Source organism: Streptomyces sp. NBC_01439 (genome assembly GCF_036227605.1).
Lineage (GTDB): Bacteria > Actinomycetota > Actinomycetes > Streptomycetales > Streptomycetaceae > Streptomyces.
Map to the genome: position 1 here is coordinate 8,079,020 of NZ_CP109487.1, position 21,993 is coordinate 8,101,012.

Below are 21,993 nucleotides of genomic sequence, written 5' to 3' on the forward strand. Positions count from 1 at the left end.
GGACCATGGCAACGCGCAACAACCCCTACGGGGCCTTCAACTTCCTCGTCAAGCTCGGCGACACCGGCGGCGAGGACCAGATCGCGGGCGGTTTCTCGGACTTCAGCGGAGCCGGCAACGAGGTGAAGTTCTCCGAGTACCGCAACGGCAACGACCCCGAGAACCACGTGCGGAAGATCGCCAACACCAACTCGACGAACGACGTCACCCTCAAGCGGGGCATCATCGGGGATCTGCGCTTGTTCGCCTGGATCAAGGCCACCCGGGAGGGCGAGTTCGACCCGCGCACGGTCACCGTGACCTTGCACGACGAGGGTCGCCAGCCGGTCTGCTCCTGGGTGCTGCGCGCCGCCCAGCCCAAGAAGTGGGTCGGTCCCACCCTCACCGGCAAGGGCGGCGGAGAGGTCGCGATGGAGGAACTCCACCTCGTCGCCGAGCGCATCGACTTCCTGTCGCTGTGACCCCCGCCGGACTGCGTCTGGGAGCGCCGGGCGCGTACCGGGACGGGCGTCGCCCGCCGCCCGCCTTCCAGCCGCTACGACTCGACATCGCCGGATTCGTCGGCGTGGCGCCGCGCGGACCCGTCGACACCCCGGTCGCCGTCGACCGCTGGTCCGACTACGTGCTGAGGTTCGGCGGTTTCGAAGGGCCCGGGCTGCTGCCCCACGCGGTACGGGCGTTCTTCGCGCAGGGCGGCGCCCGCGCCCACGTGCTGCGCGTGGCACCACTCCCGCGCTCCCCGCATCCCACCGCCCTGGCGGCCTGCGCGCTGCACCGGATCCGGCTGGCCCGGGCGGACGGTCCGGCCGCCGCCGGGGGCGGCCGTCCCTACGACGTCCACCTGCGCGCACGCGACGAAGGGAGCTGGGGCGGACGGCTCTCGGTGCGCTGGGACTTCACCGCAGCGGGCCACTTCACCGCCACGGCCAACGGGCGGGAGCTGACCCTGCCCGAGGGACCGACTCCACCGGACGGGACCCTGCTGCGCCTCCGGGCACCTGGGCTGGGGCCCGCCGGCGGCTTCTTCTCCGTCCTCGAACAGGCCGTGCGCCAGGACACCCCGGGCCTGCGGCGCCGCGTCGCCGTGCTCGACCGGCAGCCCGGGCCGGGAACCCGGCCCGTGGACGTGGACGCCGAACTCGTCACCGCGACCGTCACCATCACCGACACGGATCCGGCGCGCCCCCGGCAGGAGCGGTTCGCGGGGCTGGGGCTGAACCGCGCCCACCAGCGGTTCGTCGCCGATGTGCTGGCCACCGAATCCCTGTTCACCACCCCTGACGGCGAGTGGCCCGAGGTCCTGCTGCCGCCCGACGCCTTCCTCGCCCCCGTCGAGTCAGCCGTCGTACGGGGCCGCGGGGGCGAGGACCGCTATGCGGGGATCAACGCCGACAGCTTCCACGGGACGACCCCGGTCGAACTGCTGCCCATCGGCGGCGGCGAGAGCATCGAGGATCCGGGCCGGGAGGAGGTCGGCATGGACCGAATGGCGCTGGTGCCCGAGGTCGCGCTGCTCTCCGTACCCGATTTGCTGTGGTTCCACAGCGATGCCCCGGAGACCACCACCGAGACCCCGTCGCAGCCCGGCAGCCCCGTCTTCGTACCGTGCCCGCCCCGGCCGGAACCCATGACCGTCACCGCGCCCCGGCAGCACGCCCGGCTCCTGGACAGCGGCACCCAACTGCCCGAGATCGTCCGGCGCCAGCAGCGGCTCGCGGCGCTCGCCGAGCGGCAGCGGCGCTTCGTGGCCCTGCTCGACGTACCGCCGGGGCTACCCGTGCGGGCGGTCGCCCGTTGGCGGGCCGGGTTCGAGAGCTCGTACACCGCCGCCTACCACCCGTGGCTCGGTGTGGTCGCGCCCGACGAACCGCAGCACCGCGCCGTGTCCGTTCCGCCCTCGGCGTTCGCGGCGGGAATCATCGCCGAACGGGAGCGGCGGCTCGGTCTGCACTGGGGTCCCGCCAATGCTCTCGCCGCCGAAGCCGTGACCGCGGCCGAGCGCATCGGCGAAGCCGACCACGACGAGCTGCACCTGCTCGACATCGACGTCTTCCGCGGCGAACGGGACGGATTTCGGCTCGCGTCGGCCCGTACCCTCTCCCGCGACCCCGACTACCGTCAGCTCAGTGTTCGCCGGCTGATGACCATGCTGAGGCTGGTCCTCGACCGGCAGGCCCAGCCGCTTGCCTTCGAGCCCCACTCCGCCCGACTTCGCTCCGAACTGAGTGGCTCCATCGTGGAGTTGCTGCGCGGTCTGTACCGCTCCGGCGCGCTCGCCGGCGAGAGCGAGGACGAGGCCTTCTTCGTGACCTGCGACGAACACCTCAACCCCGGCTGGTCGCTGGGCCTGGGCCGGCTCGTCGCCGAGGTCGGCGTGGCGCCCGCGCGACCCCTGGAGTACCTCGTCCTGCGGATCGCGCAGGACGCCGACGGCGCCGTCACGGTGGTGTGATCCATGACCGAGCTCGTACAGACCTTCAACTTCCGGGTCCGGATCGGACGCAGCGGCTTTCCGAGCCGTACGGCCGAGCCCCCGCCCGTGCTCCCGCTGACCAGTGGGCAGGAGGGCGGCGCCCGCCGCGAGGCGAGCGCCGCCGGCCCGGGAAGCGCGACCGGGAGCAGCGGCCCCGAACGGATCGGCGACGGCGGCTTCCAGGAGTGCTCCGGACTGGGGCTGGAAGCCGATCTCCGCGAATACCTGGAGGGCGGGGCCAACGGAGAGGTGGTGCGCAGGATCGGACGGGTCAAACTCCAGCCCCTGGTGCTCAAACGCGGCATGCTCATCGCCACCGCGGGCGGCAGCACCGACACGAGCCTGTGGGACTGGCTGCACGGCATGGTCAGCGGCCGGACCCCGGCACCCCGGTACGACGGCGATGTCGAGGTGCTCGACCCGGTCGGCCAACGGGTCGTCGCCCACTGGAAGTTCAGCCGCGGCCTGCCCCTGAAGATCACCGGACCCACCCTCAACGGCAAGACCGGGGAGATCGCCATGGAGGAACTGCACATCGCACACGAAGGTCTGCGTCTGGAGCGGACGCCATGACCGCCCTGGCCCACGCCACCCTGCAACGCCTCAAGCGAGGACCGTCCGAGGGCAAGGACGCGCCCGCCCGGGTGCTCGACGACGGCCCCGCCGTACCCGTGCAGTTCAACCCCGTCTCGCTGCGCATCAGCCGGAACAACAACACCGACCGCGGCGGCACGACCACCCGCACCCAGAAGCGCCAGCATCCCGCCCAAGAGGGCTCGACCCTCACCTTCGACCTGGAATTCGACACCGCGGAGCAGCGCAGCGGCGGACAGTACGTCGACGTCCGGCTCTGGACCGCGCTGGTACGGCAGTTCGTCGAACCGCCCAAGGGGAAGGTCGCGGATCCGCCGCCGGTCGTCCGGTTCGTCTGGGGGACGCTCCGCTACAACGGCATCGTCACCCAGGTCAACGAGGAACTGGACTACTTCGCCCCGGACGGCACCCCGCTACGGGCCAAGGTCGGGGTGACCATCGTCGAGCAGAACTTCGCCTACGAGGCCCATGACGAGGGCCCCGGCACCCGGGACACCGGGTCCGCCACCGAACCGGGCGCCCCGAGGACGGGCGCGGCGCCGGGTACCTCCGGAACGGCACGCCCGCAGCAGGTCGTCCAGGCACAGGAGGGCGAATCCGCCCAGCAGTTGCTGTCCCGGCTCGGCCTCGACCCGGCGGCGTGGCGCGGTGCGATGAGCGGGCTCGACAGTCCGCTGACGCTGGCCGCGGGGGCCTCCGTACAGCTCGGCGCGGAAGTGTCCGCAGGGTTTTCGGCCGCGGCGGGGATCCGGCTGTCGGCCGGGTTCGCCGGCGGCGTCGCGGCGACCTCGGTGGGCGGACTGTCCGCCGCCCTGGGGATGGGCGGCGGACCGGTGGATCCCCGGTCGGGGCGGCCCGGGCGGGGCTCGCCCCGCACGGCGGGCGGCGGAGCGGTCGCGGCTGCGGCCGCGTCCGTCACGGGGGCGGGGGAGAGGGCCGATTCCGGGTACGGCGTCGGGGCGGAGGCGTCCCTCGCGGGTTTCGCGCTCTCCGCCGGAGGGGGAATCGTGGCCTCGGCGGATGCGGTTCTGGGCGCCGCGGTGGAGCTCGCCACCGCCAGGGCGCGGCAGTCGTTCGAGGTCTCCGACGCGGCTCCGGGGCCCTACTCCGCCACCGCGGCTCCCGCCCGGGGCCCCCGTCCGGCCGGGCCCGGCCCGGGCCGGACGGCAGCCGCAGGTCCTGCCGCACCCCCCGGCGCACTTCGCCGCCCGGACCGCCGCTCCGTCAGCTACGGCCAGGGCGTCCCCCTACGGGCGCGCGCCGATGCCGCGACACTCGCCGAGGTCGAGGCCGGCGGTGGACGCAGCCTCGCCGACCGGGCCCGGCACGAGGAGACCCCGGCCCCCGACCCCGGCGCCGCGCCCTGGGAACGACTGCCCCCGGACCCTCCCGGCCGGTACGCCGCCGACTGCGAGCAACGCCGCCGTGACGCAGGCCTGAACACTCTGAGGTGGACACCGCGAGGAGGCCCGACATGAGCGTGTACATCGGAGAGCTGCACACCGAGGTCGTACCCGCGGGCAGCGCGAGCCCACCGGGCGGCGGGACGGGCGGGACGGGCGGCGTCCACGCCGCCGCCGAGCGCCACCAGGAGGCGTGCGAGCACGCCGCGTGGCTCGCCGCCCGCGTGGCAGCGGAGGGCTTCGATGACTGAGCCGGCGACCGCGACCGCCTCGCCGGCCTTCGAGGTCGAGGGGATGCTCGTCAAGGACCTCGCCCGCGACTGCGTACGCCTTGACATCGCGGAAGGCGTCGAGGGACTGCGGACCCTGCGCGCCCACCTCCTCGCCGTCGGCTCCGGGGCGAAGGGCCCGCAGGATCGGCTGCTGCACCTCGACGGGACCACCGTCGCCCTGGGGAGCACCCTCAAGGTCGCGCTCGGCCCGCCGTCCGCGCAGCGCTACGTCTTCGAGGGCGTCGTCTCCGCACTGGAGCTCGTCCTCGGCGACGGAGAACCACCGCTCGTCCTCGTGCACGCGGAGGACGCTCTCATGCGGCTGCGGATGACCCGTAGGCAGCGTACGTACACCGAGGTCACCGATGCCGGGATCGCCGAGGAGGTGGCCCGCGAGCACGGGCTCAGCGCGGACGCGGACGCCCCCGGCCCCCGCTACGACGTCGTCCAGCAGCTCAACCAGAGCGACCTCGCCTTTCTGCGCGAACGGGCCCGGCTGGTCCAGGCCGAGCTGTGGGCCACCGGCCGCACACTGCACTTCCGGGCCCGCGGCAGCCGCGGCGCCGACGCGCAGACCCTCGTGTACGGAGGCCGGCTGCTCTCCGTCCGGTTCGCAGCCGACCTCGCCCACCAGCGCAGTGAGGTGGTGGTCACCGGCTACGACGCCGACCGGCGCGAGGGCATCGACGAGCGGGCCGGCCCCGAGGTCGTCGAGGCCGAGACGGCGGGCGGCCGGGTCGGCGCGAGACTCCTGGCCCGGGCGCTCGGCCCCGGCACCAGCCTGCGGGTCCGGGAGGCCGCGCTCACCGCGGAGGAGGCGGAGGCGTGGGCGCGCGCCGAAATGCTGCGCCGCGGCCGCCGGTTCGTCACCGTGGCGGGCACCACCAACGGCAGCCCCGATCTCGTCGTCGGCAGCCGACTGACCCTGCGCTCGGTCGGCGCACCCTTCGAGGGAGAGGGCTACTACGTGACCCGGATCAGGCACTCGTTCGACCTGGAGCGCGGCTTCCGTACCCGGTTCGACGCCGAACGCTCCTGCCTGAACGGGGCGGTGTGATGTCCCTGCCGACTCCGGTTGACGGCTCCGCCCCCGGTTACTTCGGGGTCTATCCGGCGATCGTCACCGACATCGTCGACGACGAGCGGCTCGGCCGGGTCGAGGTGCGCTTCCCGTGGCTGGGCACGGAGGGCGACCGCGACGTACGCGCCTGGGCGACGCTGTGTTCCCCGTACGCCGACGACGCCCAAGGCCTGCTCGTCCTGCCGGACGTGGACAGCCAGGTCGTGGTGGCCTTCGAAGCGGGCAACCCGCGCCGCCCGTACGTCCTCGGCGCGGCCTGGAACGGCCGGGCCGCACTGCCCCACCAACCCGAGCGCGCCAACAACCTGCGGCAGCTGCGGTCACGGGCCGACAGCCGCCTCCAGTTCGACGACACACCGGGCGCGGAGCAGGTCCGGATCACCATGGAATCCGGCCACGAGGTGACCCTGGACAACGCCACCCAGCAGGTGACGGTGCACCACGGCAATGGCTGCGTCGTGCGGTTGACGCCGACCTCGATCGAGATCCAGGCGAACGTGTCCATCGACGTGAAGGCACCCGTGGTGACCGTGAACGCTCCGCTGTCCACCTTCAGCGGCCTGGTGAAGTGCGCGACCCTGGTCACCGAGCAAATGGTGATCTCGCCCGCCTACACCCCCGGCGCCGGGAACATCTGGTGAGCCCCGCGGGCGACGCCCCCCTCCCCGGGCACGGCTTCAAGGTGCTCGCCCCCTGGTACGTCTGCGAGCGCGGGGGATTCGACCGGTTCGACCCCGGGGCGCGGACACCGGCGCTCCAGAAGTACGACTCCGCCGAGTTCGTCCGCGGGCTGGTATCGGATCCGCGGGAGTCGCTGCGGTTCGACGACGCCGAGGACGTCTGGTCGTACGCGGTGCCCGTGCCCCTCGCGGACCGCGGCTCGGGCCGCGCCCGCTTCGCCACCCACCAGCTGGTCCGCACCCGGCTGCGCAAGCTCTACCAGCCCAGCCACGAACGCTTCTACGGGATCGTCGTCGAGCTGTTCTGCGACCGGCCGGGTCTGCCGCGGCCGCAGTCCGCCGACGGGCTGGAGGTGGGCTTCGTGATGCGCCGCCGCCGGGTGGAGATGACCGCGCCGCCGGGCGTCCTGCGCAAGCTCGCCCACCAGCTGACCACGGACCTGCTCGCCGCCCAGCGCGACGGCGGCCAGGACCGGCGCGTCCACGGGTCGGAGGTCGAAGACGTCCTGTGGGCCGACATCGCGCACCGGCTGCGCTTCGAGACGACCCACCGCGAACTGCTCGACCAGGTGGGCCTGGAGACGGAGACCCAGGCATGGATGGCCGGAGCCGCGGGCGGACAGTGGCGCGCGCTCGGCACGCGCCCCCCGAAGGACCGCCCCGAGGATCGGGAGCAGGAGCTGCCGATGTGGCGTCTGCCGTCCCGATCGGGCGGCTGCCCGGCGGGAGCGCCGCCCGAACGGTCGCTGTGGTTCGGGGTGGTACCCACCTCGTCCGGCGAGCACGACGACTTCGGAGTCCCGAAGCTGGACGAGCACCACATCTACGAAGCGCTCTGCTTCGTCCGTCGCGCCCCCCGACCGGGCCACGAGCACTGCCCCCGGCAGACCTCGTGGAGCGAACCGACCGAGCCCTTCCGGCTGGCTCCCTTCTTCGACCCGGAGGGCACCAAGAACCGCAAGACCTCGCTGACCCTGCCCGATCTGCGGGCGGTCGCCGCCCGGGCCGGTACGTCCCCCGGGCCGGGCGGAGTCGCCATCACCAGCCCGCCCGGCTCGCAGCTGTCCTTCGACCCCGGCGGCGGCACCCCGAGTGGCGGTTCGGTGGGCGGTACGCTCCCGCGCACCTGCACGTTCGCGCTCGAGATCTTCATGATCGTGGCGTTCTTCCTGTTCAGCATGTTCCTGCCGATCGTGGTGTTCCTCTTCCAGCTGTGGTGGCTGCTCGCCCTGCGCTTCTGTCTGCCGCCCTCGCTCTCCGCGCTCGCCGCCTTGAAGACCTTCTTCGACGGCGGCGGAAAGCTGTCCACCATGGGCGCCGCGGAGCTGGTCAAGCTCGACGAACTCCTGGGCTCCAAGGGGGCGGCGGCCCAACTCAAAGCATCCGGTGCCATCGAGGACGAACACGGCGCAGACCTGCTGAACGCCCTCGTTCCACCGCCCTCGGTCCCGATGCCCACGCCCCAGCCGGAACCGCCGGTGAACGACCCGCTCTGCGGTTGAGGGAAGAGGTGCGATGTTCACGCGACGCCCGCGCGCACAGGGCAAGGCCCCACCGGACTGCTCGTGCGGCACGAACCACGTGACCCGTGAAACGGTGCAGTCGTGCGGGGCGACCAAGTGTCCCACCGGCGGATGCGGTGGTCGGCACGGGGCGGAGGCGCTCCCGCCGGGTGGGGGTTCGCTGGCCGCACAGCTCACCCAGATCCTCCCGGGAGCCGCACCGGCCGAGTGGCTCGGCCACGACCAGGGCCGATCCGCCGCCCCCGCCGGCCCGCAGGCACCGGGCGATCGCGGAACCCCGCAACCGGAAGCTGCCGTCGTCCAGCGGAAGGAGGCCGGGGCCTGCAACACGGACCGGGCCGGACCCACGGACCCGGAAGGAGTGCGGGACCGGCTGCAGAACGGGCAGCCACTGGAATCCGGGGTGCGTTCCCGGATGGAGAAGGGCTTCGGGCGCGACTTCGGCGGCGTCCGCGTGCACACCGACGCCGAGGCCGCCGGGCTCGCCGCCGAGCTGTCCTCACGGGCCTTCACCTACGGCCAGGACGTCGCTTTCGCGGACCAGCAGTACCGGCCCGGAACGCCGTACGGAGATGCGCTGATCGCCCACGAACTGGCCCACACCGTTCAGCAGGGGAAGCGGGACCCAAGTCGGCCGCAAGAGTGGGGACTCGCCCACGACGACGCCCTGGAGCACGAGGCGGACCGGGCCGCGGCGCAGGTGCTGGGAGGAGGAAGTGTCCACGGTCGACTCGCCGAGCAGCGCGGACTGCGACTGCAGGGCTGCAGTCAGAAGACCAAGGCCTGCCCCAAGGGCCACGAGTGGTACCCGACGGCGACGGCGCAGTGGGGGTCGCTGGGCTGCAGCTGCATCTGGAAGTGCCTTCGCAAGCCGCCCAGCGGCGGGTCGGGCTCCGGCCCGGCCTACACGTGCCCGCCCGGTGTCTCCTGCAGCGACCCGTACGAGCGGGTCGGTGAGGACTACACGAAGACCGGATACGGATCGGCCTTCACACCGCTCGGAGGAGAACCCGCGTGCGGTTGCTTCCCCCTCGACATCGAGGGGGGAGAACAGACGGATGCGGCACTGGTCCCTGTCACCATCGACATGACCACCATCGTCGGACCCGGCGCGGACATGGCCGCGGGTGCCAAGGCCAAGTGGCAGAAGCGTGGCGGGGGCGGCAGCGGGCCCCGGACGGATCCGCGCACCGGTACGCGGATCCCCGGGGTGGTACCGCAACAGCAACTGCAGCACCCGTTGCGGGTCCGCGCCATCACGGAGGGCCTCTACACCTCTGGGAGGGCCGCCGGACTCGACCGGCTCTTCGCCGAAGCGGATCCGGCCGTCATGGTCGCGCTGGAAGGCACCATGGCCGTCCCGCGCGGTCCGGAACGGACCAGAAGGGTCGACGCCCTGCTGAAGTGGGCGGAAGGCAGGCCGCCGGTGCCGGGGCCCGTCACCGAAGGGCCCGTCATCGGCAAGGGGGGCACCGGATCGGTCGCGGAGATCGTCGGCCGGCCCGAACTGGCCAGCAAGACTGGCGCGGGACGAGCCGGAACGGAGGCGGCGGCCATGGTCGAACTCGAACTCGCCGGGATCGCGACCGTGTACGTGGCAGAGGGAAGGACGACCACGGGTGCCCAACGTCTCATCCTGAAGAGGATCGACGGTGTCGGCAGCAAGGAGACCATCGGCCGCGAGGGACAGCCACCCGCGGACCCGGCGGCGGCCCGGGAGAACGCCCGGTTCATCACCCCCCGGACCATCACGGACCTGGAGGCGATCCGGCAACGCCTCCAGGATGCCCGGATGAACGTGGGCGACTTCCAGTTCATCATCCGGAAATCCGACGGCGCCGTCTTCGTCAACGACCCCACCGGGTTCACCCCGAACAGCGCCCCGAGCGGGCGCATCGACAACATCATCGACCGCTGCCGGCGGATCCTCCGGCTGCGAACCGAGGGGCAGGGTCCATGACCGAACACCAGGACCCGGAAACCATGCTGCCGCTCAACCGCAGGGACCTGCTCCGGCGTGCCGTCGGCCGCACCCTGGAAGACATCGAGCGCATCACGTCGACCAGACCCGCCGACTTCACGGAGCGAGGAGGCGCCGCATCGCTCTTCTTCCCTTCGGTCTCCGGTCCCGTCCAGCTCGAATTCTCCGACGGCCTGATCCATGCGCTGACCGTCTGGCCGAGCGGCCTCTCCGTCCTCGTTCACGACGAGGCGCTCGGCGACGACCCGTACGCGGATCGCCACCGACTGAGCCGGACCCCCCAGGCTCCGGACTGGCTGCGCTCACTGCTCGGTCGCACCGTGCTGGACGTACGCGTGCACCTTCACCGCGACGAAGTGCCCTCTGAAGAACCGCGGCAGGCAGCGGTCTCCTACGTACTGGACAACGGCGAGGAGCTCTTCTACGCCGTCTACGTGCACGGCCGCATGGACGGGGACGAACTCCTCCGGCGCGAGGACGTCATCCCCGCCGCCGTGGCCCGTACCGTCTCCGTCACGTCCGGCGAGGTGCCACGTTGAGCGCGCCACTCCGACGGCCGGGCATCCAAGACGCCGACCCACCCTCCCGGACGAGCAGATGGCTGGACGGACTGGCCGCCGCACCCGGCGCGCCTTTCGGCTGCGACGGACCGCCGTACCTGGTGTGTGGTCTCGCGGGCATCGGAGCGGGCACCGCAACCCTCGCGGCCCTCTTCGCCGCGCGGGGGCCGGCCACCTCGGCCCTGGTCGTCGCCGTGGTGGCTTCGGCGGCTGCCTTCGTCCTCATGGGGCTGGCACAGAAGGCGCTGCTCGGCCGGGAGCGACACGTACTGCTCGAGAACGTCCTGCTGGTCCTCGCGGTGAACGGAATCGTGGCGCACCTGCTGGGGGAACCGGTCAGGACCGTCCTGGACTGCCTCGTCGTGGCGCTCGGGGTGGTGACGGCAGCAGGCCGCTGGGGCTGTCTCCTGCACGGCTGCTGCCACGGTCGGCCCTCTCGCTTCGGCATTCGCTATACGCGGGGGCTCCATGGTGACGATCCGCTGGCAGGAGTCCGGCTCTTCCCCGTGCAGCTCTTGGACGGGGCAGCACTGCTCGCGGTGACGGCGCTGGCCACACCCTTCGCTCTGGGTGCCGCAGCGCCCGGCACAGCCGTGCTCTTCTGGCTGACGGCCTACGCGATCGTCCGCTTCGTCATCGAGTTCGCCCGCGGAGATGCCCGCGCTCGCCGGATCGGCCCGCTGACCGGCGCGCAGTGGACCTCGCTCCTCATTGTGGTCGGCCGCATCGGCTACGAGCAGGCGCAGCTGCCCGCCACGGACCCGAAGGCCGTTCTGGCGGCCGCTTGCGCACTGACCGTGTGCGCGGGGGCCTGGCTGGCCCGTCCGGTGTGGCTGGAGCTCGGCCCACCCGAGCCGACCGACGCGGAGATCGACGTGTGGCAGCGGATGCTCGTCGCACTGGAGAGGGCGGCTACCGACAATGAGGGCGGTTCGCAGGTCGGTTGGAGCCTGCGGACCCATCTCGTTTCCCTTCTGCTCACCGTCCGGGCCTGCGGCGCCGAGTTCCTGTACGTGTGCACGCTGCGGGGCGCCGACGTCGAACTCCTGCCCGCAGCGGGGCTGTTCGTGCAGCGACTGGGAGAGCACCGAGTGCTGCGCGCCGCCCACCGGCGGGACGGAAGCCTCGTCATCACCCTGCTGGTGCGGGCCGGCTCGCCGTCCGGGTCGACCCCGCGGGACGATCCGGGCCTGGTCCACCTGCGCGCCCTCGCGGCTTCCCGGGAAGTCGTCGCGGCGCTGAGCGGCCACCTCCCTGTGGATCGGTCCACCGGAAACGTTGCGGTGACGGTCGGCCCGGACCATGAGCGGCATGGCAGCATTTGACGCTCTGACATCAGTCGCCGGTGGCGCCGGCGGAAGAGCCCTGACAGCGGCGGAGGCCTGGCTCGGGACCGGGGTCCGGTTTCCGATTCGGCCGCAGGGGGCCGGTGGCGGGTACGCGGGCGGGCTGGGCTGGGCGAGCGGGGAGGCCCTGATCCGGCAGTCGATCGAGACGATCCTCGACACCGAGCCCGGGGAGCGCGTGATGCGACCCACCTTCGGCTGCGGACTGCGCCGCTACCTCATGGCGCCCAACACCACCGCCACCCGCACCGCGCTCAGCGAGGAGATCAGCGAGGCGCTCACCCGCTGGGAGCCGCGGATCAGGGTCACCGAGGTCGCCGTGACACCGGGGGAGGAGCCGACCATGGTCTGGATCGACATCGCGTACGTACGACTGGTCGACCTGCGGCCGGACAACCTCGTCTACCCCTTCTACCTGCGGTAGCGGCCGGGTGATGACGGTATGCCCCTGATCGGCCCCATCCTCGACGACCGCACCTTCGAACAGCTCAGGGACGAGCTGGTCAAGCGGATCCCGGTCTACGCCCCCGAGTGGACGGACCACAACGCGAGCGACCCGGGCATCGCCCTGCTCGAACTGTTCGCGCACCTGGGCGAGTCGCTGCTCTTCCGCTTCAACCAGATCCCCGACACCACCAAGGTGGCCTTCCTGCGGCTGCTGGGCGTGCGTCCACGCCCGGCGACGACCGCCCGTACCCTGCTCGTCCTGGAAACCGAGCGCCCCGAAGGCGTCCAGGTACTGCGGGGCGCCGAGGCCCGGGCCGGCGCCGTCGTCTTCGAGACCGACAACGAGGTGGTCGCCTGGCCCCTGGAATCCCTCGCCGTCGGCAAGACCGCAGCTCCCGTACCGTCCACCGGCGACCCCGCGCGCGCCGCCGCGGAGAACCGGCGACGGCAGAACGCCGTCGAGGCCCTCCCGGCCGCCGAGCTCGGCCGGGCCCGGGCCGGGGCGCCCGTCTCCTTCTACGTCACCACGGGCGTCCCCACCGATCCGCTCACGGACGACCCGCCCCTCGATGTCAGCACGACCATCGACCAGTGCCTGTGGATCGCCCTGCTCGGCAAGAACAGCACCAACCCGCAACAGCTGCGTGATCAGACGCTGTTCGTCGGCGTGGTGCTCGACGAGGAACTGCGCCGCCCCTTCGACCTCGTGGCCAGGGATCCCCACGACCCCACGCGGCTGCGCGCGGACGACCTGCTGACCGCCCCGCCCGCCACCCTGTGGGAGCTGTGGAACGGCCCGGTCGCCGCCACCGCGTTCACCCCTCTCGCCGTCCTCGGCGACACCACCCGCGGACTGACCACGACCGGTGTGGTCAGCGTCGGCCTGCCCGGCGGCTTCCCCACCCACCCCGAAGGGCAGAGCGGCCCCGGCGGGCTGGATAGTCCGCCCCCGCTGGACGACGAGAAGCTCGCCGCGCGAGTCCTGGGCTGGCTGCGGGTACGCCGCCCGGCCGGTGAGAACGACGCCATCCACCGCATCCGCTGGGTCGGCGTCAACGCCGTCGGCGCGGTGCAGTCCCGCACCGCCACACCCGAACTCCTCGGCATCGGCACGGCCGACGCCGGGCAGGCCTTCCGCCTCACCCAGCGCCCCGTCATCGCGAGCAGCGTACGGCTCGAAGTGGAGGAGGCCGACGGCTGGCGCCCCTGGACCGAGGCCGAGGACTTCGCCTCCAGCGGTCCCTTCGACCGGCACTACGTCCTGGACGCCGAAGCCGGAGTGGTGCGCTTCGGTACGCGCTGTCGGCTGCCCCAGATCGGCGAGCGCATCCGGGTCCTGTCCTACCGGTACGGCGGCGGCTCGGCCGGGAACGTGGCGGCGGGCGCGATCGGCTCACTGACCGGCGTCGCAGCGGTCAAAGTCAGGAATCCGCTCCCCGCGACCGGCGGCGCGGACGCCGCCTCCCTGGCCGACGCCCTGGACGCGCTGCCCGCCGAGGTGCACCGGCGCGACCGGGCCGTCACCGCAGACGACTTCCGGGCACTCACCCTCGAAGTCCCCGGTGTGCGGCGGGCCGAGACCCTTCCGCTGCTGCACCCCGACACGCCCACCCAGCCCGCGGCCGGAGTCATCAGCGTGCTCGTCTTCCCCACCGAGGACCTCCGTGACCCGGGCGCCCCACTGCCCGACCTCGCCCTGCTGCGCCACGTGGCGGCGCACCTCAACCCGCGGCGCCTGGTCACCACCGAGCTGTACGTCATCCCGCCCACCTACGTGGACATCGCCGTGTCGGTGGGCGTCCGGACCCGCGAGGGCCACCAACCCGACGCGGTTCGCCGCTGGGTCGAGTTGATCGTGCGTCAGTACCTCGCGCCGCTGCCGCCGTACGGACCCGAGGGCGAGGGTTGGCCGCTCGGCAGGGCGGTGCGCCGCGCCGAACTGGAGGCCGTCGCCGTACAGGTGGAAGGAGTGGAGTACATCGAGGACGAGCTGCTGCTGGCCCGGCGCACCGGCGGCGCTTCCGGCGGTGCTTCCGGCGGCGGGGGGTGGACGCCGCTGCACCTCGTACCGCTGCGGCCGTGGGAAGTGCCCCGGCTCGCCGAGGTCACCGTCGTCACCGGTAGCCCGCTGCCCGTCGGGACCGGATACGGGACACCGCCCCCACCTCCCGGCGACCCCGTCGTCGTACCGCTGCCTCCGGAGGTGTGTTGATGCACGGGGACCGCGCCCTCAGCGTGCTGGTACATCCCGACCAGTGGGCCCGCTGCCGCCACGATTCCACTGCCCTGCTCGATGAGGGCGGGGTCGGGCTCGCCTGGGAGCCGGAGCCGGAGCCGGAGCCGGAACCGGGAGCGGAACCTGGCCCCGGTCCGGGCGGGCCCGCCGGCCACGGACCCGCAGGGCTCGCCTTCGACCGACGGGGCCGTGCCTACCGCTCTCACCCGCGCACCGGACGCGTCGAGGCCACCTCGGGGGCCGCATCTGCATCTCCCTCCGGCGCCCCGCACCGGCCCGGCGCCCTGTGCGTGCCGCGCGGCCTCGCCGTGGACGGCGCGCAGCGCCTCTACATCGCCGAATCCGGCGCCGGCGCCGTACACGTCGTGGACCTGTGGGGCGAGCGGCCGCTGCGCCGTGTCTCCGTCCGCGACACCACCCATCCGCACCGGCGGCCCCTCGACGTCACCCCCCACTGCGGCGGCGTGGCCGCCCTGCTCACCCGGCCCGCCGGAATCGTCGTCCTCCAGGGCCGCCGCAGCCCGCGGCGCGGGCCGGCGCTGCGCCGTCCGTCGGGCGCCGAAGGGCTGCGCCCCACCCGGATCGCCGGTCACGCCGGGCATCTCCACGTGCTCTGGACGGGACCACCGGGCACCGGGGCGGTCATCGCCCGCACCGACGGCACCCGCGCGCTGGTGGTGCCCGGCGCGGTGGACCTGGACCTGGCGGACGACGGCACCCTGGTCGTGGCCCGTGTCCCGGGGCACCCCTTCCGCCGGTTCAGGCCGGACGGGACCTCCTGGTCCGAGATCGAACCGCTGCGGGCACCCGGCTTCGACGGCGGCGCCATGACCATCGGGCCCGACGGGCGGATCGCGTTCACCACCCCCGCGGGGATCGGCCACACCGCCGGGCCGGCCGCCCGCTACGTGCAGGCCGGCAGCGTCATCTGCTACCGGCTGGACGCGCAGGCGTACCGCACCCGCTGGGGACGCATGTTCCTCGACGCCTGCATCCCGCCCGGCACCGAAGTGCGCGTCAGCTGCCTGTCCAGCGACGAGGACACGGTCCCCGACCCGCTGTCCTGGTCGGCCCCCACCCAGGGCGGACGCACCATCCGACATCCGGACCGCACCCCGCCGCTCCCCTCCCGTGCCCAGCTCGCCGCCCGGCTCCAACCCCCCGCCCCGCTCTTCAGGCGCCCCACCGGACGGGAATGGCCCTGGGCCCAGATCGCCCCCGACGACAGCTTCGAGACGTACGAGGCCCCCGTGCAGGCGCCACCCGGCCGGTACCTGTGGATCGTGCTCCGCCTCATCGGCACCCGGCGGCTCACCCCGCGGGTCCGGGCCCTGCGCGTGGAACGCTCCGGACACCGGCTGCCCGCCCAACTCCCCAGGTCCTGGAGCCGGGACGAGAGCGACGCGGCATTCCTGCAGCGCTTCCTGGCCCCCGCCGAAGGCCTCCTGCACGAGCTGGACGGGCGGGCCGCCCTGCGCACCTTGCTCCTCGATCCGACGGCAACCCCGCAGGAGGCCCTCGGCTGGCTGGCGGGCCTGGTCGGGCTGGCCCTCGACCGGCGCTGGCCGATGCCGGCCCGGCGCGCTCTGATCGCTCAGGCCCACGACCTGTTCCGCATCCGCGGAACAGCGGCCTGCCTGGAACGCATCCTCAGGCTCTATCTCCCCCTGCCGGTCAGCGTGGTGGAGAACTGGCGCCTGCGCGGGCTGGGCGGCGCGGTACTCGGCACGGAGCCCGGCGGGCCTCCCGCACCCGCCGTGGGCGGAGGGGCGGCCACGGCGGGTGCGCTCGGCCGCTTCACCGTCGGCGGCACCCGGCCCGGGGCGGACGGCTACACGGCGACCGCCCACCGGTTCACCGTGCTGATCCCCGCCGATCCGAGCACCGAGCAGCTCGACGTCGTCCGTGCCGTCGTCGAGAGCCACAAGCCCGCGCACACCCTCGTCGGCATCTGTCCCCTGGGCGCGGGGATGAGGATCGGCCGAACCCTGCACCTCGGCCTCACCTCCGTGGTCGGCCCCGGTGTCGGATGGGCGCCCGCAGTGGTCGGCGGCGCCCGGGTGGGCGCGGACGGCATCGTGGGCGTACCCGCCGCCGGAGCCCGCGTCGGCGAGACCTCCATCACCGGGGCGGTGAGGGTCGGATGAGCGGCCCCGACATCGTCATCGACCGGCTCTCGGCCACCCTGCGCCACCCCGCCGAGGAAGCGCCGGCCATCGAGGACCGGCTGCGCGGACCGCTCTGTCATGTGGTCGGCGGACGGCTCGAAGCGGCCCTGCGCGGACTTCGGCTGCCGCCCGGACGCTGGTGCCTGTCCCGCCTCGACCTGACCCTGCCCCTCGATCTCACCCGCCCCGACCCCGCACTCGCACAGGACTGGTCCCTAGCCGTGGTCGCCACGATCGAACGGACCGTACGGGAAGGGGCCGGCGCGGTCGTGCACTACCGCCACGACGTGGAACTGCTCGCCGACGTGGTCACCGGCCTCGCGAACGGGCGTACCGAACGGCTGTGGGCCTGGCGGCAGACGGGGATCCTGCGGCCCGGTGACCCGTCGCCCGACGCGTCACCAGGCGCGGCGATCCTCACGGCGCTCGACCGTCACCCCGAGCAGGCCGCCGCGGCGCTGCTGCGCGCCGCCGACGCGTGCGGACTGGCCCCGCTGGACCGGGCACTGGGCCGGGCGGGCTGGCAGCGGCTGGCCGCAGCCCTCGCGGTGCCGGAGTGGTCCGAGCCGCGACCGGGACCGGATCCCGACCCGGCGGTGCACCAGAGCACCCGCACCCTCGCCGCCGCCCTGCCGGCCGGATCGCGCCTCGCCTCCCTGGTCCGCGAGACCGGGCTGCGGCCGACGGAAGACACCCTGACCGCCTGGGCGGTGCTGCTCGTGGCGGAAACCGACCCCGCCGCCCTCCACCGGCCCCCGCGCGCCGGGCTGCCCCTGCTGCTCGCCGGCGCTCTGCGAGCGCTGACGGGCGCCCCCGAGCGGCAGGACGCGACCCCGAGGCCCGTACCACGACAGCTACCGCCGCCGGTCCCTGCCGAAGGCGATGCCCGGGCCCGGAAGCGGGACCGGGCCCGGCTCCCAGCCCCGTCCGCAGGGGCCGACAGCGACCCGACGGACCGGCCTGCACCGCCGCTCCCGCCCCCGGCCACGCGGGACGGGGCACTGGCGCCCCCGTCGAGGCCCGGGCCCGCCGAAGGGCCGCGCCGCGGGCACCCGGTCCGGGCGACCGACGACTCCGGCGCGCGGCCGACCGTCCGGGCGGTGGCCGGGGGGCTCCCCCCGGAGCAGGCACCCGGCGGCCCCGATCCACTGGGCGGGATCGCCACCGGCTGGGCCGGTCTGCTGTTCCTCATCGCGACGGCCGCCGAAGCCGGACTCCCCGAACGCGCCCTGGACGAGCCCGGCCTTGCCGCGAGGCCACTGCCCTGGGTGCTGCACACGGCCGGACGAGCCCTCGTACCCGGCATCGTGGCCGAGGACGCGGCGCTCCTCGCCCTGGCCGGACTCGGCCCGGCCCGGGCAGCCCTCGTACTCGGAACACAGGAACCGACACCGGAGGAACTCGCCTGCGTCCACGCACTCGCCGCCGACTGGGCGCGGGCGACCGCGGTACGACTGCACGGCGGCGGGCCGGACGACCCCGACGGGGTCGTGGCCGCGGTCGCCCGCCGGCCCGGACGCATCACCGCGGAACCCGGTTGGATCGAGGCACACCTGGCCGTCGCCGACACCGATCTCGCCGTCCGCCGCGCCGGGCTGGACCTCGACCCCGGTTGGGTGCCCTGGCTCGGTTCGGTCGTGAGGTACGTCTATGCATGACGATGACCGCACCAGCCATGACCTGTCCGCGCGGGCCGCTACCGTCGCCCTCCGCGTGGCCGAACTCCTGGAAACGACCTGTAGCGAGGAAGCCGCCGGCGAATCCTCGGCCCTCCTCCGTGACTGGGCCGACGACGCTGTGCGCCGCGCCGAACAGATCCGCGGCACCGAGCCCTTGACCGGCACGCCCTTCGACCGGCTCGTGCACCGGCTGGGGATCGGCCCGCTGGAAGCCGAACTCGTCCTCCTCGCCGGACTGCCCGAGGAACACGAGGGCCTGGCCGGGACCTTCCGCGCCATGCATCCGGGCGGCGAGCCGCACCCCGGCGTGGGCCTGGCCTCCCTCCTCGTCGACCGCGCCGCCCGCGGGGCCGCGCGGAACGCGGCGGCACACGGTCGCCGTCCGGACCGGGTGGCCCTGCGCCGACTGCTCCACGAGGGCCCGGCCGTACGCGGGGGAGTCCTCACCCTGGAGGGGGACGGCCCCTTCCACGAACGCTCCCTCGTCCTCGCCGACCAGCTCTGGGAGGCCTTGCACGGCCATCGCGCCTGGCCGTCCTCGCTCGAAGGGGTGGACCCCGGACCGCCGGTCGCCGGGCTCGACGGATGGCTCGGACTCCCCGAGGTGGTGCGAGCCGTTGCCGCCCTCCGATCGAGGGAACCCCGCGTCCTCCTGGTCACGGCACGGGACGAGACCGTCGCGCTGAGCCGGTGCGCGGCGCTCGCGGACGCCGCCGGACTCGGCCTCGTCGCAGCCCGCGCCCGGCCCGACGACCCCGAAGCCATGAGACTGCTGGGACTGCACGCCGCCGTCCGCGACGCTGTGCCGCTGCTGGTCGCCGTACCGCAGCCGGGCGGCTCCGGACCGCTCACCCCGGCCGTGACCATGTTGCGGGGTCCGCTGCTGGTGTGCGCCGCTCCCGGTACCGTACGCCCCGGGCCGCAACGGCCCGTACTGGCCGTGCCCCTGGGGCCGATCGAGTCCGCGGACCGCCGCACGGCCTGGCGTGCGGCGCTCCCCAACGCCTGGGAACACGCACCCGAACTGGCCGCCCGCCATCCGCTCGATCCGGCACTCACCGCGCAGGTGGCGCTCGACATGCGCGGCCGCACCGGACTCGCCTCCGCCGACGGGGGCGAGGACACGACTTGGGTCGTGGACGTCTCCGCCGCCATCCGGGCCCGCGCGGGCACGCTGCTGCCCCCGGGCGTGGAACTGGTCAGTCCATGCGCCGAGTGGCCTCGGCTCGTCCTGGCCGAGGAGGCGGACGGACAACTGCGGGATGCCGTGGCGAGGCTGAAACACCAGGCCCTCGTGCTGGACCGCTGGCAGCTGAGGGAGACGGCCCGCGCCAACCGCGGCGTACGCCTCCTGCTCACGGGGCCGCCCGGTACGGGCAAGTCGTTGGCCGCCGAGGTACTGGCGACCGCGGCAGAGCGCGACCTGCTGATCGTCGACGGTTCCGAACTGGTCTCCAAATACATCGGCGAGACGGAGAAGAACCTGGCGGCGTGCTTCGAGGTGGCCGAGCGCACCCAGGCGGTGTTCCTGCTCGACGAGGCCGATGCGCTGTTCGGCACCAGAACCGAGATCTCCGAGGCCAACGACCGCTTCGCGAACATGGAGACCGCCTATCTCTTGCAGCGGCTGGACCGGTTCGACGGGCTGGCCGTGCTGACGACCAACCTGCGCCAGAACATCGACGAGGCCTTCATCCGTCGGATGGACTTCGTGGTCGAGTTCCCGCTCCCCGACGACGTCGGGCGCCACCGGATGTGGCAACTTCACCTCCCGGCAGACCTGTTGCACTCAGACATCGACCTCGAAGCGCTGGCACGGTGTTATCCGGTGCCCGGCGGATGGATCCGCAATGCCGCGATCGGGGCCGCCTTCCGCGCGGCCGACGACGGAGCAACGGTCTGCCGGATCCGCCAGAACCATCTCGTCGACGCGATGCGGCGCGAGTACGGGAAGGCGGGCCGGCCGTTCCCCTGCAGTCCGCCCGGGCAGGGGGCGACGGGCGACCGGCGGGCCGCGCGGGCGCTCGCCGTGGCGCAGACCGGCGCGCCCGCTCCAGACACGGCGACCGACAGGCCCACTCAGAAGGAGAGATCATGACGGCGCTCGGCACCGGCAGCACCCCGTGCGGCTGCGGCGGCGCGTCCGCCCCGGACCTGCACGACACCTCACACGGCTCGGGATCCTGCGCCCCCGGGCCGTGCACCGGCGACGAGTTGCCGGTCAACCCGTTCCTCGCGCTGCGCGTGGCCTTCGGGATGCTCCTCGGCGAGGACGACTTCCGCGTGCTGATGGGCAACCCGCGCGGCAAGCTCATGCTGCACAACGCGTGGCTGCACGGCTCGGGCGTGGTGTGGGGGCTCGGTGTCCGACGGGACGGAGACGCACTGACGGTGGTGCCCGGCCTCGCCGTGGACGGACTCGGCCGGGAGCTCAGTCTGGATGCGTCGTGGTGCGTGTCCCTGACGGAATGGGCGGCCTCGTGGCTCGAACGGCACCCTTCGGAAGGCGAGTACGGGGAAGCGGGACAGGACAGCGACCACGGGCCCTGCCCGCCCGGGCGCCGGATGGTGACGGCCTGGGTCTACGCCGAATTCGCGTCCTGCCCCGACCGGCCGGTGCCCGCACTGGCCGACCCCTGCGACGTCACCCGGCGGCACGACGACTTCTCCCGGACCGTCGAAACGGCGCGGATCACGATCCGCACCTCCGAGCCCGACCACTGGCGTCCCTACCACCGGGTGCGGGTACTGCTGGGTCTCGACGAGGCCGCACCCTCGGACCCCGCCGGCCAGGAGGCGCTGCGTGCGGCGCACGAAGTGGCGCACGCCCCGGCACACCTGCGGGCGCGGGAACTGCTCAAGGCCTTCCGGCGACTGGCCGCAGAGGACGCCACCGAGCAGGCGCCGCAGCGCGAGGACGGTGATGCGTGCCCTCCCCGGGCGCCGATGACGGAGGACCACGCCGCGGTCGCGCTGGCGCGGTTGACCGTCGAACTCACGGAGTACGACGAGTGCGTGCGGATCGGTGAGGTGAGGGTGGAGCCGGCCGTCCGCGACGTGATCCTTCCTACCACCACCATCCAGGAGCTGGTGTGCGGGCTCGCGCCCGGCGTGCTGGGCTCCGGGACCGTGGAGGACGCGGGCGGCCCGCGCCTGATCCCCGAGACGCTGAAATGGGGACGCGAGAACACCCGTCTGACGTTCGACGTCACCGTGCCCCTCGCCAAGGGCTCCGCGGAGCCCGAGGGCGTGGAGATCACTTCGCTGTCCCGGCACGGGCGGGGTTGGGCGACCGACGAGGTCGCCGCGATCGGGCTGTCCCCGGACCGGCGCCAGGTGTGGGTGGACCTGGACCAGCGGCCCGCGTACGAGACGGTACGCATCCGGATCCGCGGCACCGGCCCCAAGCCGCTCTACGGAGCGGCCCCCCACCACGTGCCGTTCGCAGGCGTCGTCGGCGGCCCGCCCGGCACGCGCCACGAAGGGCACGACGCCGTCGTCACCACTGACATGCCGCGCGAAACGTCCGCCGGGAGGACCGAGGAATGAC

17 protein-coding genes are annotated in these 21,993 nt (G+C 73.5%); all 17 read left to right on the plus strand.

The window, feature by feature from the left end:
- Positions 1-5: 5 nt before the first annotated feature.
- The 17 genes from OG207_RS36770 to OG207_RS36850 are packed head-to-tail and all read left to right on the plus strand — an operon-like array spanning position 6 to position 21,992.
- Positions 6-461: a phage tail protein gene (locus tag OG207_RS36770; protein WP_030010531.1), complete on the plus strand. Its 456-nt coding sequence runs from the start codon at positions 6-8 to the stop codon at positions 459-461.
- Positions 458-2,452, plus strand: coding sequence for a hypothetical protein (locus tag OG207_RS36775; RefSeq protein ID WP_329104895.1), 1,995 nt, complete (start codon positions 458-460; stop codon positions 2,450-2,452). The genes OG207_RS36770 and OG207_RS36775 overlap by 4 nt, the downstream gene beginning before the upstream one ends.
- 3 nt (positions 2,453-2,455) lie before the next feature.
- Complete coding sequence (locus tag OG207_RS36780) at positions 2,456-3,046, plus strand: phage tail protein (protein WP_329104897.1); 591 nt, start codon at positions 2,456-2,458, stop codon at positions 3,044-3,046.
- Positions 3,043-4,545, plus strand: coding sequence for a CIS tube protein (locus tag OG207_RS36785; protein ID WP_329104899.1), 1,503 nt, complete (start codon positions 3,043-3,045; stop codon positions 4,543-4,545). Before OG207_RS36780 ends, OG207_RS36785 begins: the two co-directional genes overlap by 4 nt.
- A complete protein-coding gene (locus OG207_RS36790) occupies positions 4,542-4,721 on the plus strand; it encodes a hypothetical protein (RefSeq protein ID WP_329104901.1) in 180 nt (59 codons plus the stop codon). Before OG207_RS36785 ends, OG207_RS36790 begins: the two co-directional genes overlap by 4 nt.
- On the plus strand, positions 4,714-5,799 hold the full coding sequence (locus OG207_RS36795; RefSeq protein WP_329104903.1) for a phage late control D family protein: 1,086 nt from the start codon (positions 4,714-4,716) through the stop codon (positions 5,797-5,799). The genes OG207_RS36790 and OG207_RS36795 overlap by 8 nt, the downstream gene beginning before the upstream one ends.
- A complete protein-coding gene (locus OG207_RS36800) occupies positions 5,799-6,464 on the plus strand; it encodes a phage baseplate assembly protein V (protein ID WP_329104905.1) in 666 nt (221 codons plus the stop codon). The genes OG207_RS36795 and OG207_RS36800 overlap by 1 nt, the downstream gene beginning before the upstream one ends.
- Complete coding sequence (locus OG207_RS36805) at positions 6,461-8,005, plus strand: hypothetical protein (protein ID WP_329104907.1); 1,545 nt, start codon at positions 6,461-6,463, stop codon at positions 8,003-8,005. Before OG207_RS36800 ends, OG207_RS36805 begins: the two co-directional genes overlap by 4 nt.
- 13 nt (positions 8,006-8,018) lie before the next feature.
- On the plus strand, positions 8,019-9,986 hold the full coding sequence (locus OG207_RS36810; protein ID WP_329104908.1) for an eCIS core domain-containing protein: 1,968 nt from the start codon (positions 8,019-8,021) through the stop codon (positions 9,984-9,986).
- The gene (locus tag OG207_RS36815) at positions 9,983-10,546 is read left to right on the plus strand and encodes a hypothetical protein (protein WP_329104910.1); all 564 of its coding nucleotides are present in this window, start codon (positions 9,983-9,985) and stop codon (positions 10,544-10,546) included. The genes OG207_RS36810 and OG207_RS36815 overlap by 4 nt, the downstream gene beginning before the upstream one ends.
- A complete protein-coding gene (locus tag OG207_RS36820; RefSeq protein ID WP_329104912.1) occupies positions 10,543-11,892 on the plus strand; it encodes a prolipoprotein diacylglyceryl transferase family protein in 1,350 nt (449 codons plus the stop codon). Before OG207_RS36815 ends, OG207_RS36820 begins: the two co-directional genes overlap by 4 nt.
- The gene (locus tag OG207_RS36825; protein ID WP_329104914.1) at positions 11,879-12,337 is read left to right on the plus strand and encodes a GPW/gp25 family protein; all 459 of its coding nucleotides are present in this window, start codon (positions 11,879-11,881) and stop codon (positions 12,335-12,337) included. The genes OG207_RS36820 and OG207_RS36825 overlap by 14 nt, the downstream gene beginning before the upstream one ends.
- A gap of 18 nt (positions 12,338-12,355) precedes the next feature.
- A complete protein-coding gene (locus tag OG207_RS36830) occupies positions 12,356-14,572 on the plus strand; it encodes a putative baseplate assembly protein (protein WP_329104916.1) in 2,217 nt (738 codons plus the stop codon).
- Entirely contained in the window at positions 14,572-16,743 is a 2,172-nt protein-coding gene (locus OG207_RS36835; RefSeq protein ID WP_329104918.1) for a phage tail protein, read from the plus strand. Before OG207_RS36830 ends, OG207_RS36835 begins: the two co-directional genes overlap by 1 nt.
- Positions 16,740-18,422 (plus strand): hypothetical protein, encoded by a 1,683-nt coding sequence (locus OG207_RS36840; RefSeq protein WP_329104920.1) that lies wholly within the window; start codon positions 16,740-16,742, stop codon positions 18,420-18,422. The genes OG207_RS36835 and OG207_RS36840 overlap by 4 nt, the downstream gene beginning before the upstream one ends.
- On the plus strand, positions 18,415-20,541 hold the full coding sequence (locus OG207_RS36845) for an ATP-binding protein (protein ID WP_329104922.1): 2,127 nt from the start codon (positions 18,415-18,417) through the stop codon (positions 20,539-20,541). The genes OG207_RS36840 and OG207_RS36845 overlap by 8 nt, the downstream gene beginning before the upstream one ends.
- Entirely contained in the window at positions 20,538-21,992 is a 1,455-nt protein-coding gene (locus OG207_RS36850; RefSeq protein ID WP_329104924.1) for a hypothetical protein, read from the plus strand. The genes OG207_RS36845 and OG207_RS36850 overlap by 4 nt, the downstream gene beginning before the upstream one ends.
- The last annotated feature ends 1 nt before the right edge of the window (position 21,993 follow it).